At 68.1% G+C, this 25395-nt stretch carries 27 protein-coding genes and 1 tRNA gene; 9 read left to right on the top strand and 19 right to left on the bottom strand.

Annotated elements, in window-relative coordinates; all coding sequences use genetic code 11:
- Positions 1-60: 60 nt before the first annotated feature.
- The 8 genes from BLT25_RS04970 to rplJ all read right to left on the bottom strand — a co-directional run bounded on the left by BLT25_RS04970 (position 61) and on the right by rplJ (position 7509).
- Positions 61-1035: an MCE family protein gene (locus BLT25_RS04970; protein WP_091042751.1), complete on the bottom strand. Its 975-nt coding sequence runs from the start codon at positions 1033-1035 to the stop codon at positions 61-63.
- Positions 1032-2084 carry an MCE family protein gene (locus BLT25_RS04975; protein ID WP_091042754.1) on the bottom strand — a complete coding sequence of 351 codons (1053 nt, stop codon included), beginning with the start codon at positions 2082-2084 and terminating at the stop codon, positions 1032-1034. Before BLT25_RS04975 ends, BLT25_RS04970 begins: the two co-directional genes overlap by 4 nt.
- Complete coding sequence (locus tag BLT25_RS04980) at positions 2081-3442, bottom strand: MCE family protein (RefSeq protein ID WP_256328458.1); 1362 nt, start codon at positions 3440-3442, stop codon at positions 2081-2083. Before BLT25_RS04980 ends, BLT25_RS04975 begins: the two co-directional genes overlap by 4 nt.
- Positions 3439-4266 (bottom strand): MlaE family ABC transporter permease, encoded by an 828-nt coding sequence (locus BLT25_RS04985; RefSeq protein ID WP_091042758.1) that lies wholly within the window; start codon positions 4264-4266, stop codon positions 3439-3441. Before BLT25_RS04985 ends, BLT25_RS04980 begins: the two co-directional genes overlap by 4 nt.
- 13 nt (positions 4267-4279) lie before the next feature.
- A complete protein-coding gene (locus BLT25_RS04990; RefSeq protein WP_091042761.1) occupies positions 4280-5062 on the bottom strand; it encodes an MlaE family ABC transporter permease in 783 nt (260 codons plus the stop codon).
- Complete coding sequence (locus BLT25_RS04995; RefSeq protein WP_091042764.1) at positions 5062-6045, bottom strand: ABC transporter ATP-binding protein; 984 nt, start codon at positions 6043-6045, stop codon at positions 5062-5064. The genes BLT25_RS04990 and BLT25_RS04995 overlap by 1 nt, the downstream gene beginning before the upstream one ends.
- A 393-nt stretch (positions 6046-6438) precedes the next feature.
- On the bottom strand, positions 6439-6825 hold the full coding sequence (gene rplL / locus BLT25_RS05000; RefSeq protein ID WP_091042766.1) for a 50S ribosomal protein L7/L12: 387 nt from the start codon (positions 6823-6825) through the stop codon (positions 6439-6441).
- Positions 6826-6906: 81 nt separating this feature from the next.
- A complete protein-coding gene (rplJ, locus tag BLT25_RS05005) occupies positions 6907-7509 on the bottom strand; it encodes a 50S ribosomal protein L10 (RefSeq protein WP_091042768.1) in 603 nt (200 codons plus the stop codon).
- A 242-nt stretch (positions 7510-7751) separates the two neighbouring features.
- On the opposite strand from rplJ, the gene BLT25_RS05010 reads away from it, so the two are divergent.
- Both BLT25_RS05010 and BLT25_RS05015 read left to right on the top strand, forming a co-directional pair.
- Complete coding sequence (locus tag BLT25_RS05010) at positions 7752-8741, top strand: aldo/keto reductase (protein WP_091042770.1); 990 nt, start codon at positions 7752-7754, stop codon at positions 8739-8741.
- A 170-nt stretch (positions 8742-8911) separates the two neighbouring features.
- Positions 8912-10108, top strand: a complete 1197-nt coding sequence (locus BLT25_RS05015; RefSeq protein WP_091042772.1) for an MFS transporter — start codon at positions 8912-8914, stop codon at positions 10106-10108.
- Between the two features lie 133 nt (positions 10109-10241).
- Here BLT25_RS05015 and BLT25_RS05020 read toward each other — a convergent pair whose 3' ends face one another.
- The 3 genes from BLT25_RS05020 to BLT25_RS05030 form a co-directional block, all read right to left on the bottom strand.
- Positions 10242-10952, bottom strand: coding sequence for a maleylpyruvate isomerase family mycothiol-dependent enzyme (locus tag BLT25_RS05020; RefSeq protein ID WP_218131247.1), 711 nt, complete (start codon positions 10950-10952; stop codon positions 10242-10244).
- A 32-nt stretch (positions 10953-10984) separates the two neighbouring features.
- Positions 10985-11860, bottom strand: a complete 876-nt coding sequence (locus BLT25_RS05025) for a phosphotransferase family protein (RefSeq protein ID WP_091042777.1) — start codon at positions 11858-11860, stop codon at positions 10985-10987.
- 73 nt (positions 11861-11933) lie between these two features.
- A complete protein-coding gene (locus BLT25_RS05030) occupies positions 11934-12473 on the bottom strand; it encodes a CGNR zinc finger domain-containing protein (protein ID WP_256328459.1) in 540 nt (179 codons plus the stop codon).
- A 64-nt stretch (positions 12474-12537) separates the two neighbouring features.
- Here BLT25_RS05030 and BLT25_RS05035 point away from each other — a divergent pair, with 64 nt between their 5' ends.
- Entirely contained in the window at positions 12538-13737 is a 1200-nt protein-coding gene (locus tag BLT25_RS05035; protein WP_091042783.1) for an MFS transporter, read from the top strand.
- A 19-nt stretch (positions 13738-13756) separates the two neighbouring features.
- Here BLT25_RS05035 and BLT25_RS05040 read toward each other — a convergent pair whose 3' ends face one another.
- The 5 genes from BLT25_RS05040 to rplK form a co-directional block, all read right to left on the bottom strand.
- Complete coding sequence (locus BLT25_RS05040; protein WP_091042784.1) at positions 13757-14512, bottom strand: amino acid ABC transporter ATP-binding protein; 756 nt, start codon at positions 14510-14512, stop codon at positions 13757-13759.
- Entirely contained in the window at positions 14512-15324 is an 813-nt protein-coding gene (locus tag BLT25_RS05045) for an amino acid ABC transporter permease (protein ID WP_256328460.1), read from the bottom strand. Before BLT25_RS05045 ends, BLT25_RS05040 begins: the two co-directional genes overlap by 1 nt.
- Positions 15321-16112 (bottom strand): transporter substrate-binding domain-containing protein, encoded by a 792-nt coding sequence (locus tag BLT25_RS05050; RefSeq protein WP_091042789.1) that lies wholly within the window; start codon positions 16110-16112, stop codon positions 15321-15323. The genes BLT25_RS05045 and BLT25_RS05050 overlap by 4 nt, the downstream gene beginning before the upstream one ends.
- 170 nt (positions 16113-16282) lie before the next feature.
- The gene (rplA, locus tag BLT25_RS05055; protein WP_091042791.1) at positions 16283-16999 is read right to left on the bottom strand and encodes a 50S ribosomal protein L1; all 717 of its coding nucleotides are present in this window, start codon (positions 16997-16999) and stop codon (positions 16283-16285) included.
- A gap of 61 nt (positions 17000-17060) precedes the next feature.
- Positions 17061-17489 (bottom strand): 50S ribosomal protein L11, encoded by a 429-nt coding sequence (gene rplK, locus BLT25_RS05060; RefSeq protein WP_045550585.1) that lies wholly within the window; start codon positions 17487-17489, stop codon positions 17061-17063.
- 212 nt (positions 17490-17701) lie between these two features.
- On the opposite strand from rplK, the gene BLT25_RS05065 reads away from it, so the two are divergent.
- Positions 17702-18895, top strand: coding sequence for a lytic transglycosylase domain-containing protein (locus BLT25_RS05065; protein ID WP_091042793.1), 1194 nt, complete (start codon positions 17702-17704; stop codon positions 18893-18895).
- A gap of 584 nt (positions 18896-19479) precedes the next feature.
- Here BLT25_RS05065 and nusG read toward each other — a convergent pair.
- From nusG to BLT25_RS05080, 3 genes are all read right to left on the bottom strand, one after another.
- Entirely contained in the window at positions 19480-20286 is an 807-nt protein-coding gene (gene nusG, locus BLT25_RS05070) for a transcription termination/antitermination protein NusG (protein ID WP_256328461.1), read from the bottom strand.
- Between the two features lie 62 nt (positions 20287-20348).
- A complete protein-coding gene (secE, locus tag BLT25_RS05075; protein ID WP_091042798.1) occupies positions 20349-20624 on the bottom strand; it encodes a preprotein translocase subunit SecE in 276 nt (91 codons plus the stop codon).
- Positions 20625-20640: 16 nt separating this feature from the next.
- A tRNA-Trp gene (locus tag BLT25_RS05080) sits at positions 20641-20713 on the bottom strand.
- 129 nt (positions 20714-20842) lie between these two features.
- Between BLT25_RS05080 and BLT25_RS05085 the strand changes: the two genes are divergently transcribed.
- The 5 genes from BLT25_RS05085 to rlmC are packed head-to-tail and all read left to right on the top strand — an operon-like array spanning position 20843 to position 25377.
- Positions 20843-22126, top strand: coding sequence for an aspartate aminotransferase type Ic (locus BLT25_RS05085; RefSeq protein WP_176883636.1), 1284 nt, complete (start codon positions 20843-20845; stop codon positions 22124-22126).
- On the top strand, positions 22123-23169 hold the full coding sequence (locus tag BLT25_RS05090) for an adenosine deaminase (protein ID WP_091042802.1): 1047 nt from the start codon (positions 22123-22125) through the stop codon (positions 23167-23169). The genes BLT25_RS05085 and BLT25_RS05090 overlap by 4 nt, the downstream gene beginning before the upstream one ends.
- Positions 23170-23184: 15 nt before the next feature.
- On the top strand, positions 23185-23853 hold the full coding sequence (locus BLT25_RS05095) for a DUF4190 domain-containing protein (protein ID WP_091044273.1): 669 nt from the start codon (positions 23185-23187) through the stop codon (positions 23851-23853).
- Positions 23854-23856: 3 nt separating this feature from the next.
- A complete protein-coding gene (locus BLT25_RS05100) occupies positions 23857-24261 on the top strand; it encodes a DUF4190 domain-containing protein (RefSeq protein WP_091042805.1) in 405 nt (134 codons plus the stop codon).
- A 3-nt stretch (positions 24262-24264) separates the two neighbouring features.
- Positions 24265-25377 (top strand): 23S rRNA (uracil(747)-C(5))-methyltransferase RlmC, encoded by a 1113-nt coding sequence (rlmC, locus tag BLT25_RS05105; RefSeq protein ID WP_091042807.1) that lies wholly within the window; start codon positions 24265-24267, stop codon positions 25375-25377.
- The last annotated feature ends 18 nt before the right edge of the window (positions 25378-25395 follow it).

Consider the following 25395-nt stretch of genomic DNA (forward strand, 5'->3'; position numbering starts at 1 on the left):
AGGCGCCAGAATACGGCCGCGGCGGCGTGAAGGGCTTCATGTTCACTCGCTGTCGCTCGTTCATGGGGTCCTCCCGGTGAGAGCCGGGACGGGAGGCATGTTCTGGATGTAGGTGTCCCACCACGGGCCGTTGCCCAGGGTGTTGTTGAAGACCTTGTAGAACGGCGCCATCAGCCGCAGGGACTTCTCGAGGTTCTCCTCGTTCTTCGTGAAGACGTCGAGGATCACGTCGAGGCTCTCCAGCGCCGGCTTGAGGTCGGCGCGGCTGTCGTCGACCAGCTGGGAGAGCTCCTTGGAGAGCTGCTGGGTGGAGATGAGCAGGTTGTGGACCGCCTCGCGCCGCTCGACCAGCGCCGCGAAGAGCTGGTTGGCGTCGTTCATCAGCGTGATCAGGTCCCCGTCGCGCTCGTCGAGCACCTTCGTCACCCGGTCGAGCTGGGTGAGCAGCGACTCGATGCGCTCGTCCTTGGCGGCAAGGTTGCGGGAGAGGTCGGAGACGCCGGTGAGGGCGGCCTGGAACTCCTCCGGCGTCGACCGGGTCAGGTCGGCGAGCGTGGTGAGCGCTGCGGCGAGCTGGTCCTTGTCGATGTTGGCGGAGGTGTCGGCCAGGCCCTCGAAGGCCTCGACCACGTCGTAGGGAGACTCCGTGCGGTCCACCGGGATGGTGGCTCCCGCCTTCATCTGGCCCTCTCCGGCCGGCTGCAGCTCGAGGAACATGTCGCCGAGCAGCGTCTTCACGCGTACGCCGGCTCCGGAGCTCTCACCGAAGTTGACCTTCTCGCGGATCTTGAAGCCGACCTTGACCTGGTTGCCGTCCAGCTCGATCGAGTTGACCTTGCCGACCCGGACACCGGCCACCCGGACCTCGTCGCCGGACTTCAGGCCACCGGCCTCGGAGAAGTTGGCGTAGTAGGTGGTGCCGCCACCGATCAACGGCAGGCTGTCGGCCTTGAAAGCCATCACCAGCAGCATCAGGAGGACGGCGATCGAGACGATGCCGATCTTGACCGGGTTACGTTCACGGAAGGGAATCATCCGAGGTTGCACCTCGCTTGACCGGGCTCGTAGAGCGGAATCTCGAGGTCCTTGCCCTCAGGGTCTCGGATCGTGCCCCGCAGGCCGCACAGGTAGAAGTTGAACCAACCGCCGTAGCTGGCCGTCGCGCCGATCTTGTCCAGCTTGATCGGCTGGAGCTCGAGGGCGTTGTCGAGCTGGCGCTTGTCCTTGGCCACCTCGTCGGAGAACCTCCGGGCCTGCCGCAGATCCTCCAGGAGCGGGTCCTTCGCCTCGTGCACCAGGCCGGCGGTCTCCACAGAGAGCGCCGAGATCTGGTCCAGGGAGCCGAGGATCGCCTCGCGGTCGTTGTTGAGGCCGCCGACGAAGTCACGGAAGGTCACGATCAGGCTGGAGAGCTCCTTCTCGCGATCACCCACGTGCTCGAGCACCTCGGTGAGGTTGTCGATCAGGGCGTTGATGACCTGGTCCTTCTCGGCCAGCGTCGAGGTCAGCGAGGCGGTGTGGGAAAGCAGGCTCTCCAGCGTGCCGCCCTCGCCCTGGAAGACCTGGACGATCTCGTACGACAGAGTGTTGACGTCGTTGGGCGACAGCGCCTGGAAGAGCGGCTTGAACCCGTTGAAGAGCACCGTCAGGTCGAGTGCCGGGTGGGTCTGTCCGACCGGGATCGTCTGGCCCTCCTGCATCGCGGAGGCGTCGCCGACCAGCTGCTTGGTCAGCGCGAGGTAGCGCTGGCCGATCAGGTTGCGGTACTTGATCGTCGCCTCGGTCGTGGTCGCGATCTGCTGCGCGCTGTCGACGGTGAAGGTGACCACCGCGCTGCGGGCATCCTCGGAGATCTCGATGCCCTTGACCGAACCGACCTTGACCCCGGAGATGCGTACGTCGTCGCCCTTGTTGACACCGGTGACGTCGGTGAAGACCGCCTTGTACTCATCGCTCTGCCCGAAGGTGACGTTGCCGATCGTGATCGCGAGCAGGCTGGTGGCCAGGGTCGTGACGATCACGAAGACGACCAGCTTCCAGAAGTCCCGGAAGGTCTTGGCGTCGAAGAGCTTCACTGCGCTCATTCGTAGGTCACCTCCGCTCCACGTGCGGCCGGACCGAGCATCAGCGCGCCGAGGTCGGGGACCTCGTCAGCGCTCATGCCCATGCCCGGGGCGAACAGCTCGTTGATGACATCGGCCTCGGCCGACGTACCGACATAGGACAGGGCCGAGTAGCCGGTCGTCCCGGTGGCGGAGCGCATGACACCCTTTCCGGTGGGCTCGTCGACACCGTCGTCCTTGTTGGGGAAGGGCGCGAACGGCTTCTTCTGGCTCCAGGACGCGTTCGGCATCTCACCGCAGTAGGGCCCGCTGTCCTCGCCGTAGCGCGGCTTGTCCTTGGTGGAGTAGGGACGCGCCTGGTGCGGCAGGGTCTCCAGGGTGATGTGAACGGTGTTGTTGCGGAACACTTCGGTGAACTCGTCGGTCAGGATGTCCATGCCCCCGATGAGGCACGGGAACATCGGGGCGTAGCGGGCCAGCGTCTGGGTGACCGGTCGACCGACCTCGCCGACCTGGATCAGGGTGTCGCCGTTGTCGTCGAGGAACTTGTCGGCCGTGTTGGAGAACGCGGTGACGTCGGTCAGCATCTTCTTGAGCTCCACCTCGCGGTCCTCGAGCGTGGTCGCGGTGATGATGGTGTTGCGCAGGATCTGACCGATCTCCGGGAGCACGGCCTGATAGGTGCCGGAGACCTCCGTGGCGAGCTCGAGGTCCTCGATCAGCGCCGGGATCTCCGGGTTCAGCCGCTTCAGGTAGGAGTCGAGCGTGTCGAGCGACTCCCCGAGCTTGTCGCCGCGGCCCTCGAGCGCGGTGGCGAGGGCGTTGAGCGTGTTGTTGAGGTCGGCCGGCTGGATCGTGCGCAGCAGCGGGTAGAGGTCACGCAGCACGGCCTGGACCTCGGTGGCCATCTTGGTCTTCTCGATGACGGCACCGGCCTTGATCGGCTCGGTGAAGTCGGTGTCGGGCGGGACCAGCGAGACGTACTTCTGGCCGAAGAGGGTCTTGGGGAGGATCGCGCCGGTCACGTCCGGGTGGACCTTGCTGATCTCCTCGGGGAACAGGCCCAGGGTCAGCTCAGCACCGTCGTCGGTCGGCTTCATGTCGAGTACCTCGCCCACGAGCAGGCCACGGACCTTGACGTCGGCGCGCTCGGGGAGCTGCAGGCCGATGCGGTCGGCCTTGAGGGTGATCTCCTCGTACTGGGCGAACCTGTTGGTGAACTGCGCCCAGGTCAGGACGAGCGCCGCCAGGACCAGCGCGAGGAAGACGATCCCGAGGATCTTGCCCTTCTGCCTGCCCCAGGCGAGCGCCACTGCGCTCCGCTTGTGAGGCGTGGGCAGGTCGTGATGGATCTCGTCACGAGTCAGTGTCTGGGTCATCCCGCCAACCTCACCGTCGTCGTGCTGCCCCAGATCGCCATCGAGAGCATCAGGTCGAGCACGGACACGGCGACGATGCTCGTACGCACCGCCTTACCGACCGCGACACCGACCCCTGCGGGGCCGCCGGAGGCGTTGTAGCCGTGGTAGCAGTGGATCAGGATCACCACGACCGAGAAGATCAGCACCTTGCCGAAGGACCACAGCACGTCGCCGGGCGGCAGGAAGGTGTTGAAGTAGTGGTCGTACGTGCCGGAGCTCTGTCCGTAGAAGAGCGTCACCGTGAACCGGGTGGCGACGTAGGAGGAGAGCAGGCCGACCACGTAGAGCGGCACGATCGCGATCAGGCCGCCGATGATCCGGGTGGTCACCAGGAACGGCAGCGACGGGATCGCCATCACCTCGAGCGCGTCGACCTCCTCCGAGATCCGCATCGCACCGAGCTGAGCGGTGAACCCGCAGCCGACCGTCGCGGCGAGCGCGATGCCGGCGACCAGGGGCGCGATCTCACGGGTGTTGAAGTAGGCCGACACGAAGCCCGAGAACGCCGAGGTGCCGAGCTGGTCGAGGGCGGTGTAGCCGGAGAGCCCGACCTGGGCACCGGTGAAGAAGGTCATCGCCAGGATCACCCCGACGGTGCCGCCGATGACGGCCAGCGCGCCGGAGCCGAGGGTGACCTCGGCGAGGATCCGGAGGATCTCCTTCTTGTAGCGCGTCAGGGTGCGTGGGGACCACGCGAGCGCGCGCAGGTAGAAGCCGAGCTCGTCACCGAGGTGGTCGAGGCTCTTGGCAGGCTTCTGGTAGATCGCCTTGATGTTCGCCATCCGTCTCGCCTCCTCAGGTCTTGCTCGGGACGATCTGCAGGAAGATCGCAGACATCACGAAGTTGACGATGAACAGCAGCAGGAAGGTGATGACGACCGACTCGTTCACGGCGTCCCCGACGCCCTTCGGGCCGCCACCCGCGTTCATGCCCTTGTACGCAGCCACGATCGCCGCGATGAGACCGAACACGAGCGCCTTCGCCAGGCCCTGCCAGAGGTCGGCCATCTGGGCCAGTGCGGTGAAGCTGGCCAGGTAGGCACCCGGGGTGCCGCCCTGGATGATGACGTTGAAGACGTACCCGCCCATGACGCCGACGATCGAGACCAGGCCGTTGAGGAAGACCGCGATCATCATCGCGGCGAGTACACGCGGGACCACCAGACGCTGGATCGGGTCGATGCCCAGAACCATCATCGCGTCGAGCTCTTCACGGATCTTCCGGGCACCGAGGTCGGCGGCGATCGCCGAACCTCCGGCACCCGCGACCAGCAGCGCGGTCGCGATCGGGGCAGCCTGCTGGACGACCGCGAGGACCGCGGCCGATCCGACGAAGGACTGCGCACCGAACTGGACGACGAGTCCACCGACCTGCAGCGCGATGACCGCACCGAAGGGGATCGCGACCAGCGCGGTCGGGACGATCGTCACCGACGCGATGAACCACGCCTGCTGGATGAACTCTCGAAACTGGAAGGGGCGCCGAAACACGGCTCGCCCCACGTCCAGTCCGAACGCGAAGAGTGAGCCAGCGGTCCCGATCGGCTTCAGGACCCTGGCGGCGGTCAGAGATGACATCAGTGAGGAGCCTCTGTGGGGTCTGCTTTCACTCCGCCGGGGGCCATGGCCGCATCTGCTCTGAAGGATCCCGGCGGCGGGGTGACACCGTTCTCTCGGCACCAGGCGCCCGGCGGGCGCTGGTACTTGCGCGGAATGCCGTTGGACGGCTCGAGCTGCATCGGGATCGGCGGCAACGGCGGCAGACCCATGTCCTTCTCAGCGGCCAGCTCGTCGGCGTCCTTCTCCTCCGACATCCCGATCGGGCCGATCGTCTGGGCGTTGAGGAACTGGCGCACCACCGGCTCCTCGGAGCTCAGCAGCATCTCGCGAGGCCCGTACATCGCCAGGTGCTTGTGGTAGAGCAGGCCGATGTTGTCCGGCACCGTACGCGTCGAGTTGATGTCGTGGGTCACGATCAGGAACGTCGCGTCGATCTGCGCGTTCAGGTCGATGAAGAGCTGGTTGATGAAGGCCGTACGCACCGGGTCCAGGCCCGAGTCGGGCTCGTCGATCAGCAGGATCTCGGGGTCGAGGACCAGAGCACGCGCCAGACCGGCGCGCTTGCGCATACCGCCGGAGATCTCACCGGGGAGCTTGTTCTCCGCACCGATCAGACCGACCAGGTCCATCTTCTCCATGACGATGTTGCGGATCTCGGACTCGGACTTCTTCGTGTGCTCACGAAGTGGGAACGCGACATTGTCGAACAGGTCCATCGAACCGAACATGGCGCCGTCCTGGAACAGCACGCCGAACAGCTTGCGAACCTCGTAGAGGTCTCGCTCCGAGCAGCTGGCGATGTCGACACCCTCGATGACCACCGATCCCTGGTCGGGCTTGATCAGTCCGATCAGGGTCTTGAGGAGCACCGACTTACCCGTGCCCGACGGCCCCAGCATCACGCTGATCTCGCCCGCAGGCAGGGTCAACGAGACATCTTTCCAGATGAGCTGCTTACCAAAGCTCTTGGTCAGCCCTTCGATCTTTACGTCTACACCCATCCGGGCCGGCTCCCTTCCTGTTCGCGAGGGTCTCCCTCAAGTCCCCCACTGCCCGACTAACGGCCGAATGTGACGGGGGTTACGCACTTCCCGCGACACGCGTCACACTTTTGTAAACCATAGCGGCCTGCGAACGGCGACGGTGGTCACCACCCGAGACGAGCCCCCTGCCAACACGACGGCGGCCGGATTGCGACCCTTCGCGCTCGGGGTGTGTTCAAGATAACGAAACAAACCGCGGGAGGCTACTCCCGAGTAGCCTCCCGCGGTTGAACGATCGGAGCACTGCGCTGCGGCTTGACCGATCTGTTGCGGAACTGTGTCCGCGATGTAGAAAGCCCGGGCCCGGCGGAATCCGCCGAACCCGGGCTCTCAAGGGCCGAAGCCCTCAGATCACTTGACGGTGACCGTGGCGCCGGCGGCCTCGAGGGCCTCCTTCGCCTTGTCAGCGGTCTCCTTGTTGGCGGCCTCGAGGACAGCCTTGGGGGCACCCTCGACGAGCTCCTTGGCCTCCTTCAGACCGAGGGAGGTCAGGGCGCGCACCTCCTTGATGACGTTGATCTTCTTGTCGCCAGCGGACTCGAGGATGACGTCGAACTCGTCCTTGGCCTCCTCAGCGGCGGCGGCCGGGGCGCCCGGGGCGCCGGCAGCGGCAACGGCGACCGGAGCGGCGGCGGTGACGCCGAAGGTCTCCTCGAACTCCTTCACGAACTCGGAGAGCTCGATGAGGGTGAGCTCCTTGAAAGCGTCGAGCAGCTCTGCGGTGGTGAGCTTCGCCATGATGGCATTTCCTTTCGTGGTGGCATCCCGGCGTTTCGCCCGCCGGGGACCGGGTTTCAGGTGGTGTGGACCGAAGCCTTCTCAGGCCTCGGCGGTCGCCTCGGCCTCAGCAGCCGGGGCCTCCTCGGCGGCGGCCGGCGTACCAGCACCACCTGCGAGGATCGAGGGGTCCTCCGCGGCCTTGGCCTCGAGAGCGGCAGCGAGCTGCGCGGTCTTCGAGGGCAGAGCGTTGAAGGCGTACAGAGCCTGCGACAGCGACGCGGTGAACGCGCCCGCAAGCTTGGCGAGCAGGACCTCGCGCGACTCGAGGTCGGCAAGCTTGCCAACCTCAGCAGCGTCGATGGCCTTGCCGTCGAGGTACCCGCCCTTGATGACAAGGTTGGGGTTGGCCTTGGCAAAGTCACGCAGACCCTTGGCCGCCTCGACGACGTCGCCCTTGATGAAGGCGATCGCGGTCGGGCCGGTCAGCAGGTCGTCGAAGCCTTCGATGCCGCTCTGGGAGGCAGCGATCTTGGCCAGCGTGTTCTTGACCACGGCGTAGTTTGCGTTCTCACCGAGCGAGCGGCGAAGAGTCTTCAGCTCGCCCACGGTGAGACCACGGTACTCGGTCAGCACGGCACCGCTGGAGGCGCTGAACTCGTCAGCGATCTCCGCGACGGCAGCCTGCTTGTCAGCCCGCGCCATGGGTCTCCTTCTTCCGGGAATCGATCCCACCGGCGAGGGCCCTGAATGACAAACGCCCCGAGCGCAGGCTCAGGGCGTGACGTACGATCTCGTCTTGCTCTTCACCTACGCTGGCCGTCCGCATCCTGCGGAACCTTCGATCGAGTGCGTGCGCACCTGACAACCGGCGGTCTCTGGTTTCAGACAACAATTATGCGTACGCCGCGGGGTGCCGCCAAATCGACGGGCAGTACCTTGGCGGCATGGAGAGCCACACCTTCGGAAGGATCGGCCGCTCGGCGTCGGTCATCGGTCTCGGCACCTGGCAGCTCGGCGCAGACTGGGGCGAGGTCAGCGAGTCGGATGCGCTGGCGGTGCTCGAGGCCGCGGTCGGAGACGGGGTGACCTTCCTCGACACCGCCGACGTCTACGGGGACGGCCGGAGCGAGCAGGTGATCGGCCGGTTCCTGCGGTCGCACGACGGCATCTTCGTGGCGACGAAGATGGGGCGCCGCGTGGACCAGGTGCCCGCCAACTACACGCTCGCCGCCTTCCGCGAGTGGCTGGACCGCTCGCGCACCAACCTCGGGGTCGACACCATCGACCTGGTGCAGCTGCACTGTCCGCCGTCGGAGACGATCGAGTCCGCGGCCACCTACGACGCGCTGGACACCCTGGTCTCGGAGGGGGTGATCGCTGCGTACGGCGTCAGCGTGGAGACCTGCGACCAGGCCCTGGCCGCGATCGCGCGGCCCCACGTGGCCTCCGTCCAGATCATCCTGAACGCGTTCCGGCTCAAGCCCCTGGATCTCGTGCTTCCGGCGGCCGCGGAGGCCGGTGTCGGGATCATCGCGCGGGTACCGCTCGCCTCCGGGCTGCTGTCCGGGCGCTACTCGGCGTCGACGACCTTCGCCGCCGACGACCATCGCACCTACAACCGCCACGGCGAGGCCTTCGACGTCGGCGAGACCTTCTCCGGCGTCGACTACGCCACCGGGGTCGAGGCAGCCCAGGAGTTCGCCGCTCTGGTCGCCGACCACGGCCCCGAGGACGCGACGCCCGCGCAGGTCGCCCTCGCCTGGGTCGCCCAGCAGCCCGGCGTCACCACCGTCATCCCCGGCGCCCGCAACACGTCCCAGGCCCATGCCAACTCCGCCGCCGGCTCGCTGCCTGCGCTCTCCGATGCGCTGCTCTCCGGCGTACGTCAGATCTACGACGCCCACTTCCGCGAGGCCGTCCACTCCCGCTGGTGACACCCCTCGCCGAGGCGTCAGCCCGGTCGGCCGAGGCGTCAGCCGCGTCGGCTGAGTGGGCACCGCGGTGCCCACTCGGCCGACCTGAGTGACGTCTCGGCCGACGGGGCTGACGTCTCGGCCCGCGTACAAATAGTGAGCCTTGGTAATGAATCGGGCAGAGTAAAGGGGTGACGACGGAGACGACGACGGAGTTCCGGTTCCGAGACATCGCGCTGGTGGCGTACGCGCCCTCGATCGTCAGCTCCATGGGGCACGGCGCGGTGATGCCGGTCCTGGCGCTTCGGGCCTCCGACCTGGGCGCGGACGCGTCCACGGCCGCGTTCGTGGTCGCGCTGCTCGGGATCGGGTCGCTGGCCACCTCGTTGCCGGCCGGGTCGCTGGTGGCACGGATCGGCGAGCGACGGACGCTGATGGGCGCCGGAGCCCTCGACGCGGTCGCGATGACCGTGGCGTTCCTCAGCAGCTCGGTCGCCGTACTCGCCATCGCCGTGTTCGTGAGCGGGATGAGCTGGACGGCGTTCCTGATCGCGCGGCAGGGCTTCCTCATCGACGCGACCCCGCTCTCCCACCGGGCCCGTGCGATGTCGCTGCTGGGCGGGTCGTTCCGGCTCGGGGTCTTCGTCGGACCACTGCTGGGCGCCGGGCTCATCCACGCCTTCGGTCTCCCCGTGGTCTTCCTGTTCGCCGCCGCGATGTCGCTGTGCTCAGCGGTGATCGGCGGCTGGATGCCCGAGCTCGGCCGCACCCGCTCGCGCGAGCAGGGGCATCTGAGCGTACGCAGCGTGCTGTGGACCTACCGCCGGACCTTCGCCACCCTGGGGGTGGCGGTGGTGATCATCGGGATCTCGCGGTCCGTACGCACCGGGCTGCTGCCGCTCTGGGCCGACCACATCCACCTCGAGGCCTCGGTGGTCTCGCTGCTCTTCGCCGGGGCCGCGCTGGTCGACATCGCCCTCACCCTTCCCGGCGGCTGGCTGCTCGACCACCGCGGGCGTCAGGTCGTGGCGATCCCGGTGGTCCTCGCCGTCGGCCTCGGCTGCCTGCTGCTTCCCCTCACCCACGACGCGCTCAGCCTGGGCGCGGTGATGGCGCTGATCGCCATCGGCAACGGCCTCGGCTCGGGGATCGTGATGACGCTCGGCGCTGATGCCGCACCCGAGGACGGACGCGCCCAGTTCCTCGGCGGCTGGCGGCTGTGCGGCGACCTGGGCGGCACCGGCGGACCGCTCCTGGTCTCCGGCCTGGCCGCGGTCTTCTCGCTCGCCGCCGCGCCGGTCGCGCTCGGGCTCTTCTCGCTCGCCGGAACGGTGTGGGTCGGCTACTGGACGGGCCGAGCCGACCGGTTGCGGCTCACCGGCCGCTGACCCAGACGCACCAGACGCCCCAGACGCAGACTCGGTGAGATTCCCGCACGTGCGCGGTTCTCACCTCAGTAGCCGGCGTAGAGCGCGTCACTTCCGCACACGTGCGCGGAAGTGACGCGCGCTGCGGCACCGACTACGGGACGATTGCTCGGGTCAGAGCATCGTCCAAGGCGCGGGCGTCGCCGGTGACGGTCAGGCCTTCCGCCCGCGGCGTCAGGCGCCCCCAGAGCAGCAATGCCAGGTCGCGCGCCGCACCGGAGACGGCAACCTTCTGGACCGCGTTCGGAGCGCCGATCCCCCAGGTCTGGCCGGTGTCGGTGGCGGTGAGCTCGATGCGGGTGACGACCTTGCGCGTACGTTTCAGCGCGATCTGGCGCGGATACATCACCGTCAGCACCTCGTCGACGGTGTCGGCCCAGAGCTCCGGGGTCGACTCGGGAGGCTCGAGCCCGAGCGCGGAACGGATGTCCCAGAGGTGGACCAAGGTCTCGTGCACCTGCCGCCGGAACCAGAACTCGACCGGCCCGCGGCCGTCCTCGCTCAGCCCGTTGAGGATCCGTCCGGTCGCCTCGGCACCGAGGTTCGCGAGGGTCTCGCGCAGCTCGGCGGCTTGGGCCTCATAGGTCGCGACCAGGTCCAACGGGACCGGCAACGGCACCTCGTCCTCGTCGCGCGCCATCGCCGCCGCCCAGTGGTGCACCCCGGCCAGGTGGTCGGCCAGGTCGCCGACGGACCAGTCGTCGCACGATGGCACAGGCACGTCCGGGTCTGCCATCCTCAGTGCTGCCGCAAACTCCGACTGCAGCTCAGCGAGGGTCACGAGGTAGTCATCCGGCGTCGGCACGCCGCAGACCCTATCCGCCCCAGGAGCCTGCCTCAGCCGCATCTCGCCAGCACGGTTGCGAGCCGATTCTCCAGTCGCGTCAGCTCGGCCGGATCGGTGATGAACGTCGTCTTGCCGGGCGGGGGAAGAAAACCGACCACGTCCATCACGTCGAAGTAGGACTGTCGCACTCGGCCGGTCCTCGTGACGTACGCATCGGCGAACCGGTCCGCGACCTCGGTGCCGTGCGCGATCGCCAGATTGGTCGCACAATGGGCCACATCCAGCCACGCCGGCCCGATCGACGTCTCGACCCAGTCGACGATGCCCGTGATCTCGTCCCGGTCCCACAGCACGTTCCGCGGGTGGAAGTCCCGATGGATGAAGCAGGGGTCGTACGCCGGCACCTCACCTCGCAGAAGCGCGAATGCGTCTTCCCACAGGCCAGGGTCCGTGCCCCATTCCGGGACTACGAACTTCGCCTCCCATGCCCACGACTGGTAGCTGCGTACGTCGATCGTCGGTGCGATCTCGTGGATGCTCGCCACCAGGCCGGCGAGCCGCACGAGTGAGCTGTCGTCGTACCGCTGCGGCTCGATCACCCCTGGAAGCAGCGACATCAGGTGTGCCGGGTGGCCGCAGCGGTCACCCATGGCATCGAGCGCCAGGGACCGAGGCGCCGGCACCTCGGTGGTCTCGAGCATCCGCTGGATCTCGCTCTCCCGGGTCGTCAGCGCCTCTCCGTGCGTACGCCACGGCTCGTTGGTCATCAGCCGCAGCACCACCGGCTCGTGGTCGCGCATCGCCACCTGAAGCAGCGTGGACGTCCAGCCTCCAGAGAGGCGCTGGGCCTCGACGACCGGCTCCCCGAACACCTCCTCGACCCAACCGAGTCCCGCAGAGAGGTCCACCTCGGCATCGGTCCGCACGCGGCAACCCTAGAAGGTAATCCCAGACGTTCGAGCCCGTTAATTGCCGGTGGACGGGCACGCGCGTCTGAAACTATCTCTGGCGAGCGCGATGCGCGGCGGCCTTCACCCGACTCTGGCAGCGGGTGGAGCAGAAGCGGCGACCGGCGTTCTTGGAGGTGTCGACGAAGACCCGGTCGCACGGGTCGGCCTGGCAGACGCCGAGGCGGCCGGCGAGGTCGGAGCCGATCGCCAGCGCCAGGCCGGCGGCGATTCCCGCGCCCCAGCCGATGACGAGGCCGGGATCACGGCCGTGGAAGTGCAGCGCCCAGCCTCCCCCTCGGGCTCGGTCGAGCTGTGGGACCGAGCCCATCTCCCGCATGAGCGCGTTGACCGCGGTCGCGGCGGTGTCGAGGTCGCCGCCGGCCGCCGCCTCGAACACGACGCGCAGGGACTCTGCGAGCGCGACCATCCCGTCGGCATCGGCCTCCTCGACCCGGGGCTGGTAGTCGGGACGGGCCAGCAGGTCGCCGACGACCCGCGCCCGTCCACCGGCGGGAGGCGGCTGCACCGGGCGGGTGCCGTCATGCCCCGGAGTCAGGGCGTTGACGAGCTTGCACGCCTGCTCGGTCACCGTATGTACGTGACTGTCGAAATGTATTTGACCAGTCACGAAATCAGGTCCTACCGTCTCAGACATGACCGTCATTCAACCATTGACCAGTCACCAACGCACGCGGTGGCCGCGATCCCTCGTCGTGTTGGTCATCGCCCGGGCGGTGAACCGGCTGGGTTCGTTCGCCATGGCCTTCATGGCGGTCGCCCTGGTCGAGGTGCACGGGGCCTCCCTCGCCACCGCCGGCGCCGTGGTGACCGCCTTCGGTGCCGCCACCATCCCCTCGCGGCTGCTCGGCGGCTGGATGGCCGACACGGTGGGTCGCCGGCCGACGATCGTCGCGGGCCTCGTCGCCTGCGCGGTGGCCCAGTTCGTCATTGCCGCGTCTCCCGGGATCACCGGCGCACTGATCGGCGCGACGCTGCTCGGACTGGCGTACGAGATCTACGAGCCCGCCTCCCAGGCGCTGATCGCGGAGTCGGTCGAGGTCGAGCGGCGGCCGCAGGCGTACGGACTCTATGGCGCCGCGATGGCTGTCGCCGGCGTCGCAGCAGGAGCAGTGGCCGCCCTCGTGGGCGGCATCGACCTGCGTCTGCTCTTCGTCGCCGACGCGCTCACCTGTCTGTGCGCCGCGGTGCTCGTCCTCGCCCTCGTTCGGGACACCACGGCTGGGGATGTGCGCCGACAGCGGTCCGGGCCGAGTCCCTGGCGCGATCGCCGACTCCTGACGATGCTCGCGCTCGGCACCGGGTTCGCCTCCGCATGGATCCTGAGCACGATCGCCCTCCCGCTGACCGTCTCCGCCCGCGGGCACGACGCCGCGGCCACCGGCTGGCTGCTCGTGGTCGCCGCGCTGGTCACTATCGCAGGCCAGCGCCTGCTCCGCGGCGCCGCAGCCCGGCCCTTCACGCTCATCCGGGCCGGCCTGGTCCTGATGGCCGTCGGCTTCGCCGTCATCGCGTACGCAGCACCGCTGCCGCTCCTCGCACTCGGCTCCGCGATCGTGGCCCTCGGTGAGGTCCTTCTCCTGGGACCACCGATCGCGCTCGTGGCCGGCCTGGCTGCCACCGACGGCTCCCGGGCGGGCTACCTGGCGGCGTACGGGACCTGTTGGGGGATCGCGCAGACGATCGGGCCGATGCTTGCGACCGGCCTGTTGTCGCACGGGGTCCCGACGGTCTGGCTCGCCGCCGCCGGCCTCTGCCTCGGCCTCACGGCCGTCACCGCGCCGGTCGCGGCCGTCTGCTCACCGAGGCGCTGTCCTGAGCCTGTCGAAGGGTGACTCGGTGAGCAGACGCGCCTCAGAGCACCCGGGAGAGGAACGCCTGGGTGCGCTCGTGCTGGGGGTTGCCGAGGACGTCGGCCGGGAGGCCCTCCTCGACGATCACTCCGCCGTCCATGAAAACGACCTTGTCGGCGACCTCGCGGGCGAAGTTCATCTCGTGGGTCACCACCATCATGGTCATACCCTCGGCAGCCAGGTCCTTCATGACGGCCAGAACATCCCCGACGAGCTCGGGGTCCAGAGCGGAGGTCGGCTCGTCGAAGAGCATCATGTCGGGGTTCATCGACAGCGCCCGCGCGATGGCGACGCGCTGCTGCTGGCCGCCGGAGAGGTGAGCCGGGTAGGCGTCGGCCTTGTCCGAGAGTCCGACCTTCTCCAGGTTGGCCCGAGCTGTCTTCGTGGCCTCGGCCCGGCCCCGCTTGAGCACCTTCTCCTGAGCGACCGTCAGGTTGCGCAGCACGGTCATGTGCGGGAACAGGTTGAACTGCTGGAAGACCATCCCGATCCTGGCGCGCAACGCGTCGACGTCGGCGTCCGGATCCGTGATCTCCTCGCCCTCGACCAGGATCGTGCCGCTGGTCGGCTCCTCGAGCATGTTCACGCAGCGCAGCAGCGTCGACTTGCCGGACCCGGACGGCCCGATCACGCAGACGACCTCGCCCCGGCCGATGTGGAAGTCGATGCCCTTGAGCACCTCGTTGTCGCCGAAGTACTTGTGCAGCTGTTGTACGTCGATCGCGGCGGCGCCACGATCGGAGGTCGTCTGGGTCATCAGCGGGCCTTCCCGGACTTGGCTTCCATGCGGCGTACGACGATCGAGAGCGGCACCGTGATCAGCAGGTAGCACAGCGCGATGGTGACCATCGGGGTCAGGTTGGCGTTGGCGTTCATGTTCTCGCGACCGAAGGCTGTCAGCTCGTACTCGTCCAGCGACAGCCCGAGGATGTAGACCAGCGAGGAGTCCTTGGTGAGCAGGATCAGCTCGTTGGTCAGCGGGGGCAGGATCACCCTGAATGCCTGCGGGAGCACGATCGTGACCATGGCCCGGGTGTGCGTCATACCGAGGGTGCGCGCCGCCTCGTACTGACCCTTCGGCACCGCCTGGATGCCGGCCCGGATCGTCTCGGCCATGTAGGCGCCGCCGACCAGACCCAGCGCCAGGGTGACGGTGCTGAGGTTGGACAGCTGGACCCCGAAGGCCAACGAGAGCCCGAGCCCGAGCACCAGGAAGACGACCAGCGCCGGCAACCCGCGGAAGAGCTCGATGACGCCGGTGGCGATCCACCGGTACGGACCGACGCTCGAGAGCCGCATCAGTGCCAGCACCAGTCCCAGTGCCAGCCCGAAGGCGAACCCGCAGGCGGTGTAGATGATCGTGTTCTTGAGCGCGATCACGATGACGTCGGGGAACAGCTGCGAGGCGATGTCGAGGTCGAGGAAGGCACGCCTGATCTCACCCCAGTCGGCGATCAGCGCGACTACGACGACCAGCAGCACCAGGATGGCGTACTGGATGTAGCGGGCGAGCGCCGCGCGCTTGCGCGGCGACATCCGCTTCTTGGGAACCACCGCCGCGCTACTCACTGCGCGGCAGCCTCCCCGAACCACTTCTTGTAGACCTCGTCGTAGGCGGCCTTGTCGTTGATGCCCTTGTTGAGCACCTCGAGCAGCTTGTCGTTGCCGTTCTTCTTCACCGAGAAGCCGTACGCCTCACCGGTCTGGAACTCGCTGGTGATCTCCGTGTCGGTGTTCTCCTTGACGAAGTCGTAGAGAAGACCGTTGTCGTTGACACCGGCGTCGGCCTTGCCGGACTTGACCGCCTGCATCATCAGCGCGGAGTCCTCGAGGGTGATGATCTTGGCGTCCTTCGGGGCGTTCTCCTTGACGTAGTCAGCACCCGTGGTGGCCTCCTGGACCGCGATGGTCTTGCCAGCGAGGTCGTCGAGCGACGCGTAGCCCGCGCCCTTCTTGGTCATCAGGGCCTGGGTCGCCTCGAAGTAGGGCTCGGAGAAGTCCATGACCTTCTCGCGCTCCTCGTTGATCGTCATCGCGCCGGCGGCGACGTCACACTTGCCGGAGTTGAGGGCCTCACCGGAGACGATGGTCTCCCAGCCGATGTTCACGACCTCGGTCTCGAGCTTCTCGGCGTCGGCCGCGATCTTGAGCACGTCGATGTCGAAGCCGACGACCTCGCCGCCCTCGTTGAACTCGAACGGCTTGTAGGGAAGGTGCGTGCAGATGGTCAGGGTGTCGGCCTTGACCAGCTTCGCACCCGACGTCGAGGTGCCACCCTCGTCGCCGCCTCCGCAGGCGGCGAGCGCCAGCCCCAGGGCCGGAACGGTCAGGACAGCAGCGAACTTCCGCAGATTCATGCGGGGCACTCTACGACGCTTTGGACGACGATGGCCCGCCACCCCTCGGGGTGGCGGGCCAATCGCGTGAGACCGCCTGTGGATCTCGACCCGCGGTCACGGCTTCACAAGCTCAGCCGTGCGCTCGCTCGATCCCTTCGCGTTCTCCCGGCGCAAGCGCCGTGAGAGGCTCAGGCCTCGTCCTCACCCGCGACGTTCTTGACGCGGTTGGGGTCGACCTGGACACCGGGGCCCATGGTGGTCGAGAGGGTGACCTTCTTCAGGTAGCGGCCCTTGGAGGAGGACGGCTTCAGACGAAGCACCTCCTCGAGAGCAGCGGCGTAGTTCTCAGCGAGCTGGGCCTCGGAGAAGGAGGCCTTGCCGATGATGAAGTGAAGGTTGGCGTGACGGTCGACCCGGAAGTCGATCTTGCCGCCCTTGATGTCGGTCACGGCCTTGGCCGGGTCCGGGGTGACGGTGCCGGTCTTCGGGTTCGGCATGAGGCCACGGGGGCCGAGCACGCGGCCGAGGCGGCCGACCTTGCCCATCATGTCGGGGGTCGCGACGACGGCGTCGAAGTCGAGCCAGCCACCGGAGACCTTCTCGATGAGCTCGTCGCCACCGACGACGTCCGCGCCGGCCTCGCGAGCGGCCTCGGCCTTGTCCGGAGCAGCGGCGAAGACGATGACGCGCATCGTCTTACCGGTGCCGTGGGGCAGGCTGACGGTGCCGCGCACCATCTGGTCGGCCTTGCGGGGGTCGACGCCGAGACGCATGACGACGTCAACGGTCTCGTCGAACTTCTTCTTGCTGGAGGACTTGGCGATCTTGATCGCGGCCAGCGGGGCGTACAGCTCGTTCTTGTCGAACGTCTCCGACGCCGCGCGGTAGGTCTTGCTGCGCTGCATGGTGATTCCTTCGGTAGTTAAGAGGAGATGTGGTTAGCGAGCCAGCGCGGCTCTCCCACGGTCAGTCGGTGGTGACGCCCATGGAGCGGGCGGTGCCCTCGACGATCTTCATCGCTGCGTCGATGTCGTTGGCGTTGAGGTCGGGCAGCTTGGTGGTCGCGATCTCGCGCACCTGGTCCTTGGTCAGCTTGCCGACCTTGTCCTTGTGCGGGACGGACGAGCCCTTCTTCAGACCGGCAGCCTTCTTGATCAGCTCAGCGGCCGGCGGGGTCTTCGTGATGAAGGTGAACGAACGGTCCTCGTAGATGGTGATCTCGACGGGGATGACGTTGCCGCGCATGGACTCGGTCTGGGCGTTGTACGCCTTGCAGAACTCCATGATGTTGACGCCGTGCGGACCGAGCGCGGTACCGACCGGCGGGGCCGGGGTCGCGGAGCCGGCCTGCAGCTGCACCTTGACGAGCGCTGCGATCTTCTTCTTCGGAGGCATTCTTGAGATCTCTTCCTTCTCGTGGTCATGACGAAGCCGCTTGTACGTTCGGCCTCTGCCACCTGCTGTGTTGCTCTCGCAACTGGTCAATTGTCCGCGATCCGCTCGGGTTCACGAAATCAGCGCAGGGCGGCCCACTGAGTGAGACCCCCTGAGTGACGGCCACCACTCCCCTTGGCATACTCCCCCAGGGATTTACAAAGGGAGCTCAATTGTTCAACCGACGTCTGTCCATGTTCGCCGCGCTCGTGCCGCTGGCCGCCCTCTCGGCGGCGTGGACCGCCGCCGCCACCGGCGCCGGGTTCGATCCGGTCGAGCCCGTGACGCTGCCCGGCGGCGAGACCCTGGTGACGTCGGCGATCGAGCAGCCCGCGAGCGTCACCGAGCCCGCGCCCGCCCAAGGCGCCCGCAAGGGCGCCCGAACCGGCACGATCGCCGTCGCGATGGCGCAGGGAAGCGACATCCCGATGTCGGCGCTGGCCGCCTATCAGCGTGCGGCCGCCGTCGTCACCACCGCCGACCGGGCCTGCGCCCTCGACTGGACGCTGCTCGCCGCAGTCGGGATGGTCGAGTCCGACCACGGGCGCCTCAAGAGCAGCCGGCTCGACGACTCGGGCAAGGCCACACCTGCCATCTACGGCCCGGCGCTGACCACCGCCTCCGGTGACCCGGCGCCCGACACCGATGCCGGCGCGGTCGACAAGCTCACCAGCGGCGACCGGGCCGTCGGGCCGATGCAGTTCATCCCCTCGACCTGGCCGCTGGTGGCCGTCGACGGCGACGGCGACGGCGTACGCGACCCGCAGGACATCGACGACGCCGCCCTCGCCGCCGCCGTCTACCTCTGCTCCGGGGACGAGGACGTCTCGACCGACGCGGGGAAGCAGACCGCGCTCACCCGCTACAACCGCAGCAAGGCGTACGTCTCCACCGTGCTGAAGATCGCCAAGGGCTATGCCGACAGCCCCTACGGCGGTGACGACATCGAGCTCGCCGCCGCGCCCGCGCACTCCGAGGCGAAGTCCGGGCGCCAGGGCCCCAACGCGTCGAAGCGGGCCGACAAGAAGCCCGGGAACAAGAAGCCCAACGCCACCGCACCGAAGCCGAGCGCCGGCGCCCGGCCGTCGAACGAGCCGAGCCCGACCCCCTCGACGAGCCCCAGCCCGAGCGCCACCCCGACCGACGACGGCAGCTGGGCCTCGATCCCCGAGCGACGTGCGATCTGTGGTGCCGAGCTGGCCTCCCGCTTCCCCGACCTCGCCGCCGGCTGGGACACCAACCGCGCCGTCGACTCCTGCAGCATCCGGCTGCTCGGCAAGACCGTCACCCAGGCCAACGCCGCCGTCCCCGGAGTCGTCACCGACATCACCGGATACGTCGAATGGCTGATCAAGACGCTGCCGTAGCCCCGAGCGATGGTCGAGCGGCGACCCACGCACCGCCTGCCGACTTCCCCGCATGTGTGCGGTTGTTGCAGCGTCTCCGCAGGTGTGGGCCGTAATTTCCACACACATGAACGGAAGTGCTCAGCCCTGACCGACTTAGGTCGGCCGGCGATCAGGCTCCTTGGCAGGCAGCACCCGGCTCCGATCCGTCCCCGCACGCGGCAAGAAGGGGCATGGCGAGCGCGGCGAACGACACCGCGATCCGAGTCCTGATCGGTACGTTCATCGTGGGGCTCACTCTCAATCCGGCGACGACATCGATCGGGGACGAATCGCCACCGATGGGCCGGCCCGAGGCGACGCCCGCCCGGCAGCGTCTCGGGCAACGTTAAGCGGCATCCGTCTGGTGCCGCATCGGCAAATCAGACGTCCCGCGCCGTCGATAGGTCGAGCGGCTGATCGACACGTTGCCGCCGAACGTACGAAATCGCGGAACGCCCGGGCTTCATGCCCGGGCGTTCGGCGTACTGAGATCTCTCAGGCTGGGTCTCGACCCGCTCGACCTCTTCGCGTTATGACCTGCGACTTCGTCGCAGGTCATAGGCTCAGACCTTCTCGATCTGGTTGAACGAGAGCTCGACGGGGGTCTCGCGGCCGAAGATCTCGACGAGAGCCTTGACGCGCTGGGACTCGGCGTTGAGCTCGGTGATGGTCGCGTGGAGGGTGGCGAAGGGGCCGTCGACGACGGTGACCGAGTCGCCCTCGGCGAAGTCGACGACCTCGACGGGCTTCTTGGCGGTGCCGGTGGCACCGGAGGCGGCGGTCGCAGCCTCACCGGCGGCGGCAGCCTCGGCCTCGGCCTGGGCGACGACGGCGGGGGCGAGCATGTTCTCGACCTCGGTCATCGACAGCGGCACCGGCTGGTGGCTGTGGCCGACGAAACCGGTGACCGACGGGGTGTGGCGTACGGCCGCCCAGGACTCGTCGGTGAGGTCCATCCGGACCAGCACGTAACCCGGGAGAACGGTGCGCTTGACCATCTTGCGCTGGCCGTTCTTGATCTCCGGGACCTCCTCGGTGGGGACCACGATCTCGTGGATGTAGTCCTCCATGTTGAGGGAGACGATGCGGTTCTCCAGGTTGGACTTCACCCGGTTCTCCATGCCGGAGTAGGTGTGGATCACGAACCAGTCGCCCGGCTTCGCCCACAGCTCGCGGCGGAACGCCTCGAGCGGGTCGTCGTCAGCGGCCTCGGGCGCCTCGCCCTCGACGATCTCCTCGAAGGAGTCCTCGGCCTCGGCCGCGTCAGCGGACTCGTCGGCCGCGTCGAACTCGGCCTCTGCAGGTACGTCGGAGGCGGCCTCGGCCGTCTCGAGGACCTCGGTCTCCTCGGTGTAGTCCTGCTCAGACACGTCCTGCTCCAAACCGTTGAATGTGTATTTCGGGTGTGCTCCGCGGGCCGGGGCCCACGCGATCACGCGTCGCGGCCGCCGAACACCCAGAACATCAACTTGCCGAACCCGAGGTCAAGGCCCGCGGTGATCGCCATCATGACCAGGACGAAGACCAGAACCACGACGAAGTACGTCGAGAGCTGCTGCTGCGTCGGCCAGACGACCTTGCGGAGCTCGGCCACGACCTGGCGGTAGAACGTCGGGAGACTGGTGCGCTTCTCCGTCTTCTTGTCGTTCGGAGTCGGGACTGCCTTGCTGTCCGTCACGCCGCCACCTTCTCTCGAAAACGTTTCCATCGCTGGTCCGGCTTTGCAGGGCACGAGGGACTTGAACCCCCAACCTTCGGTTTTGGAGACCGATGCTCTGCCAGTTGAGCTAGTGCCCTACGGAGGTCTGCATCAGACGCGCGGTTGAGGGCGCGGCTAACCATGTGGGAAGACCACCAACGGTGAGTCTACGCACTGGGCAATGGTGCTTCCAAAACCGGGGTGCGCTGACCCATAGGATTGCTGACATGACCTCAGATCCCCGTCCCCTCGCCGAGCTCTCGCGCGAGGAACTCGAAGCGTTCGCAACGGAGCAGCGCACGGCGTACGACAACTTGGTGGCCAAGGGCCTGAAGCTGGACCTGACCCGGGGCAAGCCCTCCGCGGACCAGCTCAACCTCTCCGACGGCCTGCTCCATCTCCCCAAGTCGACGACGGCCCCGGACGGCACCGACACCCGCAACTACGGCGGCCTGGCGGGCGGCATCGAGATCCGTGAGATCTACGCCGAGCTCCTCGGCCTGGAGACCGCCCAGCTCATCGCCGGCGGCAACTCGAGCCTCACGATGATGCGCGACACGCTGATGTACCTGTGGCTTCACGGTGGCGTCGACAGCGAGCGGCCGTGGGGTCGGGAGGAGACGGTCAGGTTCGTCTGCCCGGTGCCGGGCTACGACCGTCACTTCACGCTCCTGGAGTGGTTCGGGATCGAGATGGTGACCGTGCCGATGCACACCGACGGGCCCGACGCCGACGCCGTCGCCGCTCTCGTCAAGGACGACCCGACGATCAAGGGCATGTGGCTGGTCCCGACCTACGCCAACCCGACCGGTGACACCACCTCGCAGGAGATCGCCGAGCGGCTCACCTCGATGCCGACCGCGGCCCCCGACTTCAAGATCTTCTGGGACAACGCCTACGCGCTGCACCACCTGACCCCGGCCGAGACCAAGACCGCCGACGTCGTCTCGCTGGCCAACGCTGCCGGCAACCCGCACCGTCCGCTGGTCTTCGCCTCGACCTCCAAGGTCACCTACGCGGGCGCCGGGGTCGGCTTCTTCGGCGGTTCGAAGGAGAACGTCGCCTGGTGGCTCGACCACCTGAGCAACGGCGCCATCGGCCCGGACAAGGTCAACCACCTGCGGCACGCGGAGTTCTTCGGCTCGGCCGCCGGCGTACGCGAGCACATGGCCAAGCACCGCGAGCTGCTCGCGCCGCGGTTCGCGGCCGTCGAGGACGCGCTCACCGACGAGCTAGGCTCGCTCGGCGTGGCCACCTGGACCAAGCCCGCCGGTGGCTACTTCGTCAGCCTCGACGTGCTCCCCGGCACCGCGACCAAGGTGATCGAGCTGGCCAAGGGTGCCGGTGTCGCCCTGACCCCGGCCGGTTCGGCCTTCCCCGGGAAGCACGACCCGGAGGACACCAACATCCGTCTGGCCCCCTCCTTCCCGCCGTTGGAGCAGGTCAGCGGGGCCATGGAGGTCGTCACGGTGTGCGTGAAGCTCGCCGCTGCGGAGAAGCTGCTCGCGTGATCGAGCGACGCGACCTACGTACGCTGCCGAAGGCGCATCTGCACCTGCACTTCACGGGTGCGATGCGCCACCAGACCCTGCTCGAGCTGGCCGCTCGCGACGGGATCCGGCTGCCCGAACAGCTGGTCGCCGACTGGCCTCCGACGCTGAGCGCGGCCGACGAGAAGGGCTGGTTCCGGTTCCAGCGGCTCTACGACGTGGCGCGCTCGGTGCTGCGCACCGAGGCGGACATCCGGCGACTGGTCATGGAGGTCGCCGAGGACGACGTGCGCGACGGCGGCAGGTGGCTCGAGATCCAGGTCGACCCGTCGGGCTATGGGGCGAAGTTCGGCGGGATCACCGCCTTCACGGATCTGGTCCTGGACGCCGTCGGCGACGCCGAGCGGGCGACCGGGCTCGGGATCGCGGTGATCATCGCCTCCAACCGCACCCGGCACCCGATGGACGCGCGCACGCTGGCGCGCCTGGCCGGGCAGTACGTCGACCAGGGTGTGGTCGGCTTCGGGCTCTCCAACGACGAGCGGCGCGGGCGGACCGAGGAGTTCGACCATGCCTTCCAGATCGCGGAGCGCGCCGGTCTGCGGCTGATGCCGCACGGCGGCGAGCTGCGCGGTCCCGAGCACATCCGCACCGTGCTGCGGTCGTTGCACGCGACCCGGCTGGGTCATGGCGTACGTGCTGCCGAGGATCCGGCGCTGCTCGACGAGATCGTGCGCGCGGGCGTCGCGCTGGAGGTCTGTCCGACCTCCAACGTGTCGCTCGGCGTCTACTCCGACCTGACCTCGGTGCCGCTGCCGCAGCTGCTCGACGCGGGCGCGACGGTGGCGCTGGGGGCCGATGACCCGCTGCTGTTCGGGTCCCGGCTGGCGGCGCAGTACGCCACCATGCGGGCTGCTCACGAGCTGTCCGACGAGACCCTCGCCGACCTGGCGCGGATGTCGATCACCGCCTCGACCGCGCCCGACTCGACCAAGAAGGGTCTGCTCGCCGAGATCGACGACTGGATCGACACGCCCTCCCAGCACACGGATCAGCCGAGTTAAGACACAATGTCGGCCATGACGAACCCGTCCGACGATCAGCCCGATCCCAACCAGCCGGCCGACGCCGCCACGCCGCCTCCGCCGACCCCGTCCGAGCCGGCCGAGCCGACCAACCCCGACGTGACCCAGGTGGCGACTCCGCCTGCGTCCACGCCGCCTGCGCCGACCCAGCCGATGTACGGCCAGACCTATGGCGAGCAGCCGTCCAACCCCTACGGCGGCGCGACGTTCGACCAGAAGCCGCCGGTCCCGCCGGCTCCGACACCCTCCTACGGGACGCCTCCGCCGCCCTCCTACGGCGGTCAGCCGGGATACGGCCAGGCTCCCTACGGTGCCCCGGCCGCGTACGCAGGTGCGGGCGGTGCCCCGGACTCCGGTGCGACCACGGCGATGGTGCTGGGCATCATCGGACTCGTCGGTGGGTTCCTGTGCACCATCGGCTTCATCATGTCGCCGGTCGCCATGTTCCTCGGCCTGGCGGCGAAGAAGCGGATCGACGCGTCGGCAGGCGCGCTGACCGGTCGCGGCAACGCTCAGGCGGGCTTCATCCTCGGCATCATCGGCACCGTCTTCCTGGCCCTGATCATCATCCTGATCGTCGTCCTCGTCATCATCGGGATCAGCGGCGGGTTCGACGACTCGGGCTACGACAGCGGCTACGAGCCGTACGACAGCGAGTTCTGAGAGATGACGAGCACGCCGCCACCCGGCTATCAGCCCGCCCCCGCGCCCTACGGGTACCCCCAGCCACCTCCGCATCCCGAGGCCAACTCGGCGATGGTCCTCGGGATCGTCGGGCTGTGCCTGTCGGTCATGTGCGGCGGGATCGGCGTCTTCGTCGCACCGTTCGGATGGGTCAAGGGCAAGCGAGTGATGGCCGAGATCGACGCCAACCCGGCTGCCTACGGCGGGCGTGGCAACGCCCAGGCCGGTTTCATCACCGGCCTGATCGGGACGATCTTCGGGGCGCTCTACATGCTCTTCTGGATCGCCTACATCGTCTTCATCATCGTGATGATCGTCGTCGCCTCCAACGAGACCGACACGACGACGTTCGACAGCATCAACGCGATGCTGAGCAGCCGAATCTGACGGATGGACTGCGGCTACTTCACCTCCGGCGCCTGCCGCTCCTGCCGCTGGCTGGAGATGGCGTACGCCGACCAGCTCGCCCAGAAGCAGCGGCGGGTCGCGGAGGCGCTCGGCGACGTACGTTGGGAGGAACCGGTCTCCAGCCCGGAGGCCGGTTTCCGCAACAAGGCCAAGATGGTCGTCGCCGGCTCGGTGGAGGCGCCGACGCTGGGGATCCTGTCGCACGACGGTCTCGGGGTGGACCTCCTCGCGTGCGGGCTGCACACCCCGGGGCTGCAGGCCGCGCTGCCGGTCCTGTCCCGGTTCGTCACGACCGCGCGGCTGACCCCCTACTCGGTGCCGGAGCGACGCGGCGAGCTCAAGCACGTGATCGTCACCGAGGCGCCTGACGGGGAGCTGATGGTGCGCTGGGTGCTGCGGTCGACCGAGGCGCTGTCGCGGCTGCGCAAGCACCTTCCGGCCCTGCTGGACGCGCTTCCGATCGGCGTCGCCTCGGTGAACGTCCAGCCGGAGCACAAGGCCGTCATCGAGGGCCCGGAGGAGATCTTCCTGACCGCCCGTGAGGCGCTCACGATGGAGGTCAACGGGATCGGCCTGCGGCTGCGTCCGCACTCGTTCTTCCAGACCAACACCGATGTCGCGGCCGCGCTCTACCGCCATGCCCGTGACCTGGTCGCCTCGGTGTCACCGGGCTCGGTGTGGGACCTCTACTGCGGCGTCGGCGGCTTCGGGCTGCACGTGGCCGCGCCCGGTCGGGAGGTGCTCGGCGTCGAGTCCAGCGAGCAGGCCATCGAGGCCGCCGCCTCGACCGCCGCCGAGCTCGGACTGCCGGGCACCAGCTGGGTGGCCGGGGATGCGACCGCGTACGCCCTCTCGGCCGCTGCCGCGCCCGAGCTGGTCATCGTCAACCCGCCGCGGCGCGGCATCGGCTCCGCGCTCGCGGGGTGGCTGGAGCGGTCGGGGGTCGAGCACCTCGTCTACTCCTCGTGCAACGTCGACACCCTCGCCCGCGATCTGCGCGACATGCCCTCGCTCCGCCCCGTCTCGGCGAGACTGCTCGACATGTTCCCCAACACCGACCACCACGAGGTCCTGGTGCTCCTGAAGCGAGCCTGACGCCGAGTCGGCTCAAAC

It is taken from the genome of Nocardioides sp. YR527 (genome assembly GCF_900101045.1).
GTDB lineage: Bacteria > Actinomycetota > Actinomycetes > Propionibacteriales > Nocardioidaceae > Nocardioides.

Bases quoted from the DNA above. Each gene is read 5' to 3' on its own strand.
- BLT25_RS04970 (WP_091042751.1), bottom strand. From the start codon at position 1,035: ATGATTCCCTTCCGTGAACGTAACCCGGTCAAGATCGGCATCGTCTCG.
- rlmC (WP_091042807.1), top strand. From the start codon at position 24,265: ATGGACTGCGGCTACTTCACCTCCGGCGCCTGCCGCTCCTGCCGCTGG.
- BLT25_RS05100 (WP_091042805.1), top strand. From the start codon at position 23,857: ATGACGAGCACGCCGCCACCCGGCTATCAGCCCGCCCCCGCGCCCTAC.
- rplL (WP_091042766.1), bottom strand. From the start codon at position 6,825: ATGGCGAAGCTCACCACCGCAGAGCTGCTCGACGCTTTCAAGGAGCTC.
- BLT25_RS05040 (WP_091042784.1), bottom strand. From the start codon at position 14,512: ATGACCCAGACGACCTCCGATCGTGGCGCCGCCGCGATCGACGTACAA.
- rplJ (WP_091042768.1), bottom strand. From the start codon at position 7,509: ATGGCGCGGGCTGACAAGCAGGCTGCCGTCGCGGAGATCGCTGACGAG.
- BLT25_RS04980 (WP_256328458.1), bottom strand. From the start codon at position 3,442: ATGACCCAGACACTGACTCGTGACGAGATCCATCACGACCTGCCCACG.
- BLT25_RS04995 (WP_091042764.1), bottom strand. From the start codon at position 6,045: ATGGGTGTAGACGTAAAGATCGAAGGGCTGACCAAGAGCTTTGGTAAG.
- BLT25_RS04985 (WP_091042758.1), bottom strand. From the start codon at position 4,266: ATGGCGAACATCAAGGCGATCTACCAGAAGCCTGCCAAGAGCCTCGAC.
- BLT25_RS05050 (WP_091042789.1), bottom strand. From the start codon at position 16,112: ATGAATCTGCGGAAGTTCGCTGCTGTCCTGACCGTTCCGGCCCTGGGG.
- rplK (WP_045550585.1), bottom strand. From the start codon at position 17,489: ATGCCTCCGAAGAAGAAGATCGCAGCGCTCGTCAAGGTGCAGCTGCAG.
- BLT25_RS05085 (WP_176883636.1), top strand. From the start codon at position 20,843: ATGACCTCAGATCCCCGTCCCCTCGCCGAGCTCTCGCGCGAGGAACTC.
- BLT25_RS05035 (WP_091042783.1), top strand. From the start codon at position 12,538: ATGACCGTCATTCAACCATTGACCAGTCACCAACGCACGCGGTGGCCG.
- BLT25_RS05095 (WP_091044273.1), top strand. From the start codon at position 23,185: ATGACGAACCCGTCCGACGATCAGCCCGATCCCAACCAGCCGGCCGAC.
- BLT25_RS04975 (WP_091042754.1), bottom strand. From the start codon at position 2,084: ATGAGCGCAGTGAAGCTCTTCGACGCCAAGACCTTCCGGGACTTCTGG.
- BLT25_RS05010 (WP_091042770.1), top strand. From the start codon at position 7,752: ATGGAGAGCCACACCTTCGGAAGGATCGGCCGCTCGGCGTCGGTCATC.
- rplA (WP_091042791.1), bottom strand. From the start codon at position 16,999: ATGCAGCGCAGCAAGACCTACCGCGCGGCGTCGGAGACGTTCGACAAG.
- BLT25_RS04990 (WP_091042761.1), bottom strand. From the start codon at position 5,062: ATGTCATCTCTGACCGCCGCCAGGGTCCTGAAGCCGATCGGGACCGCT.
- secE (WP_091042798.1), bottom strand. From the start codon at position 20,624: ATGGAAACGTTTTCGAGAGAAGGTGGCGGCGTGACGGACAGCAAGGCA.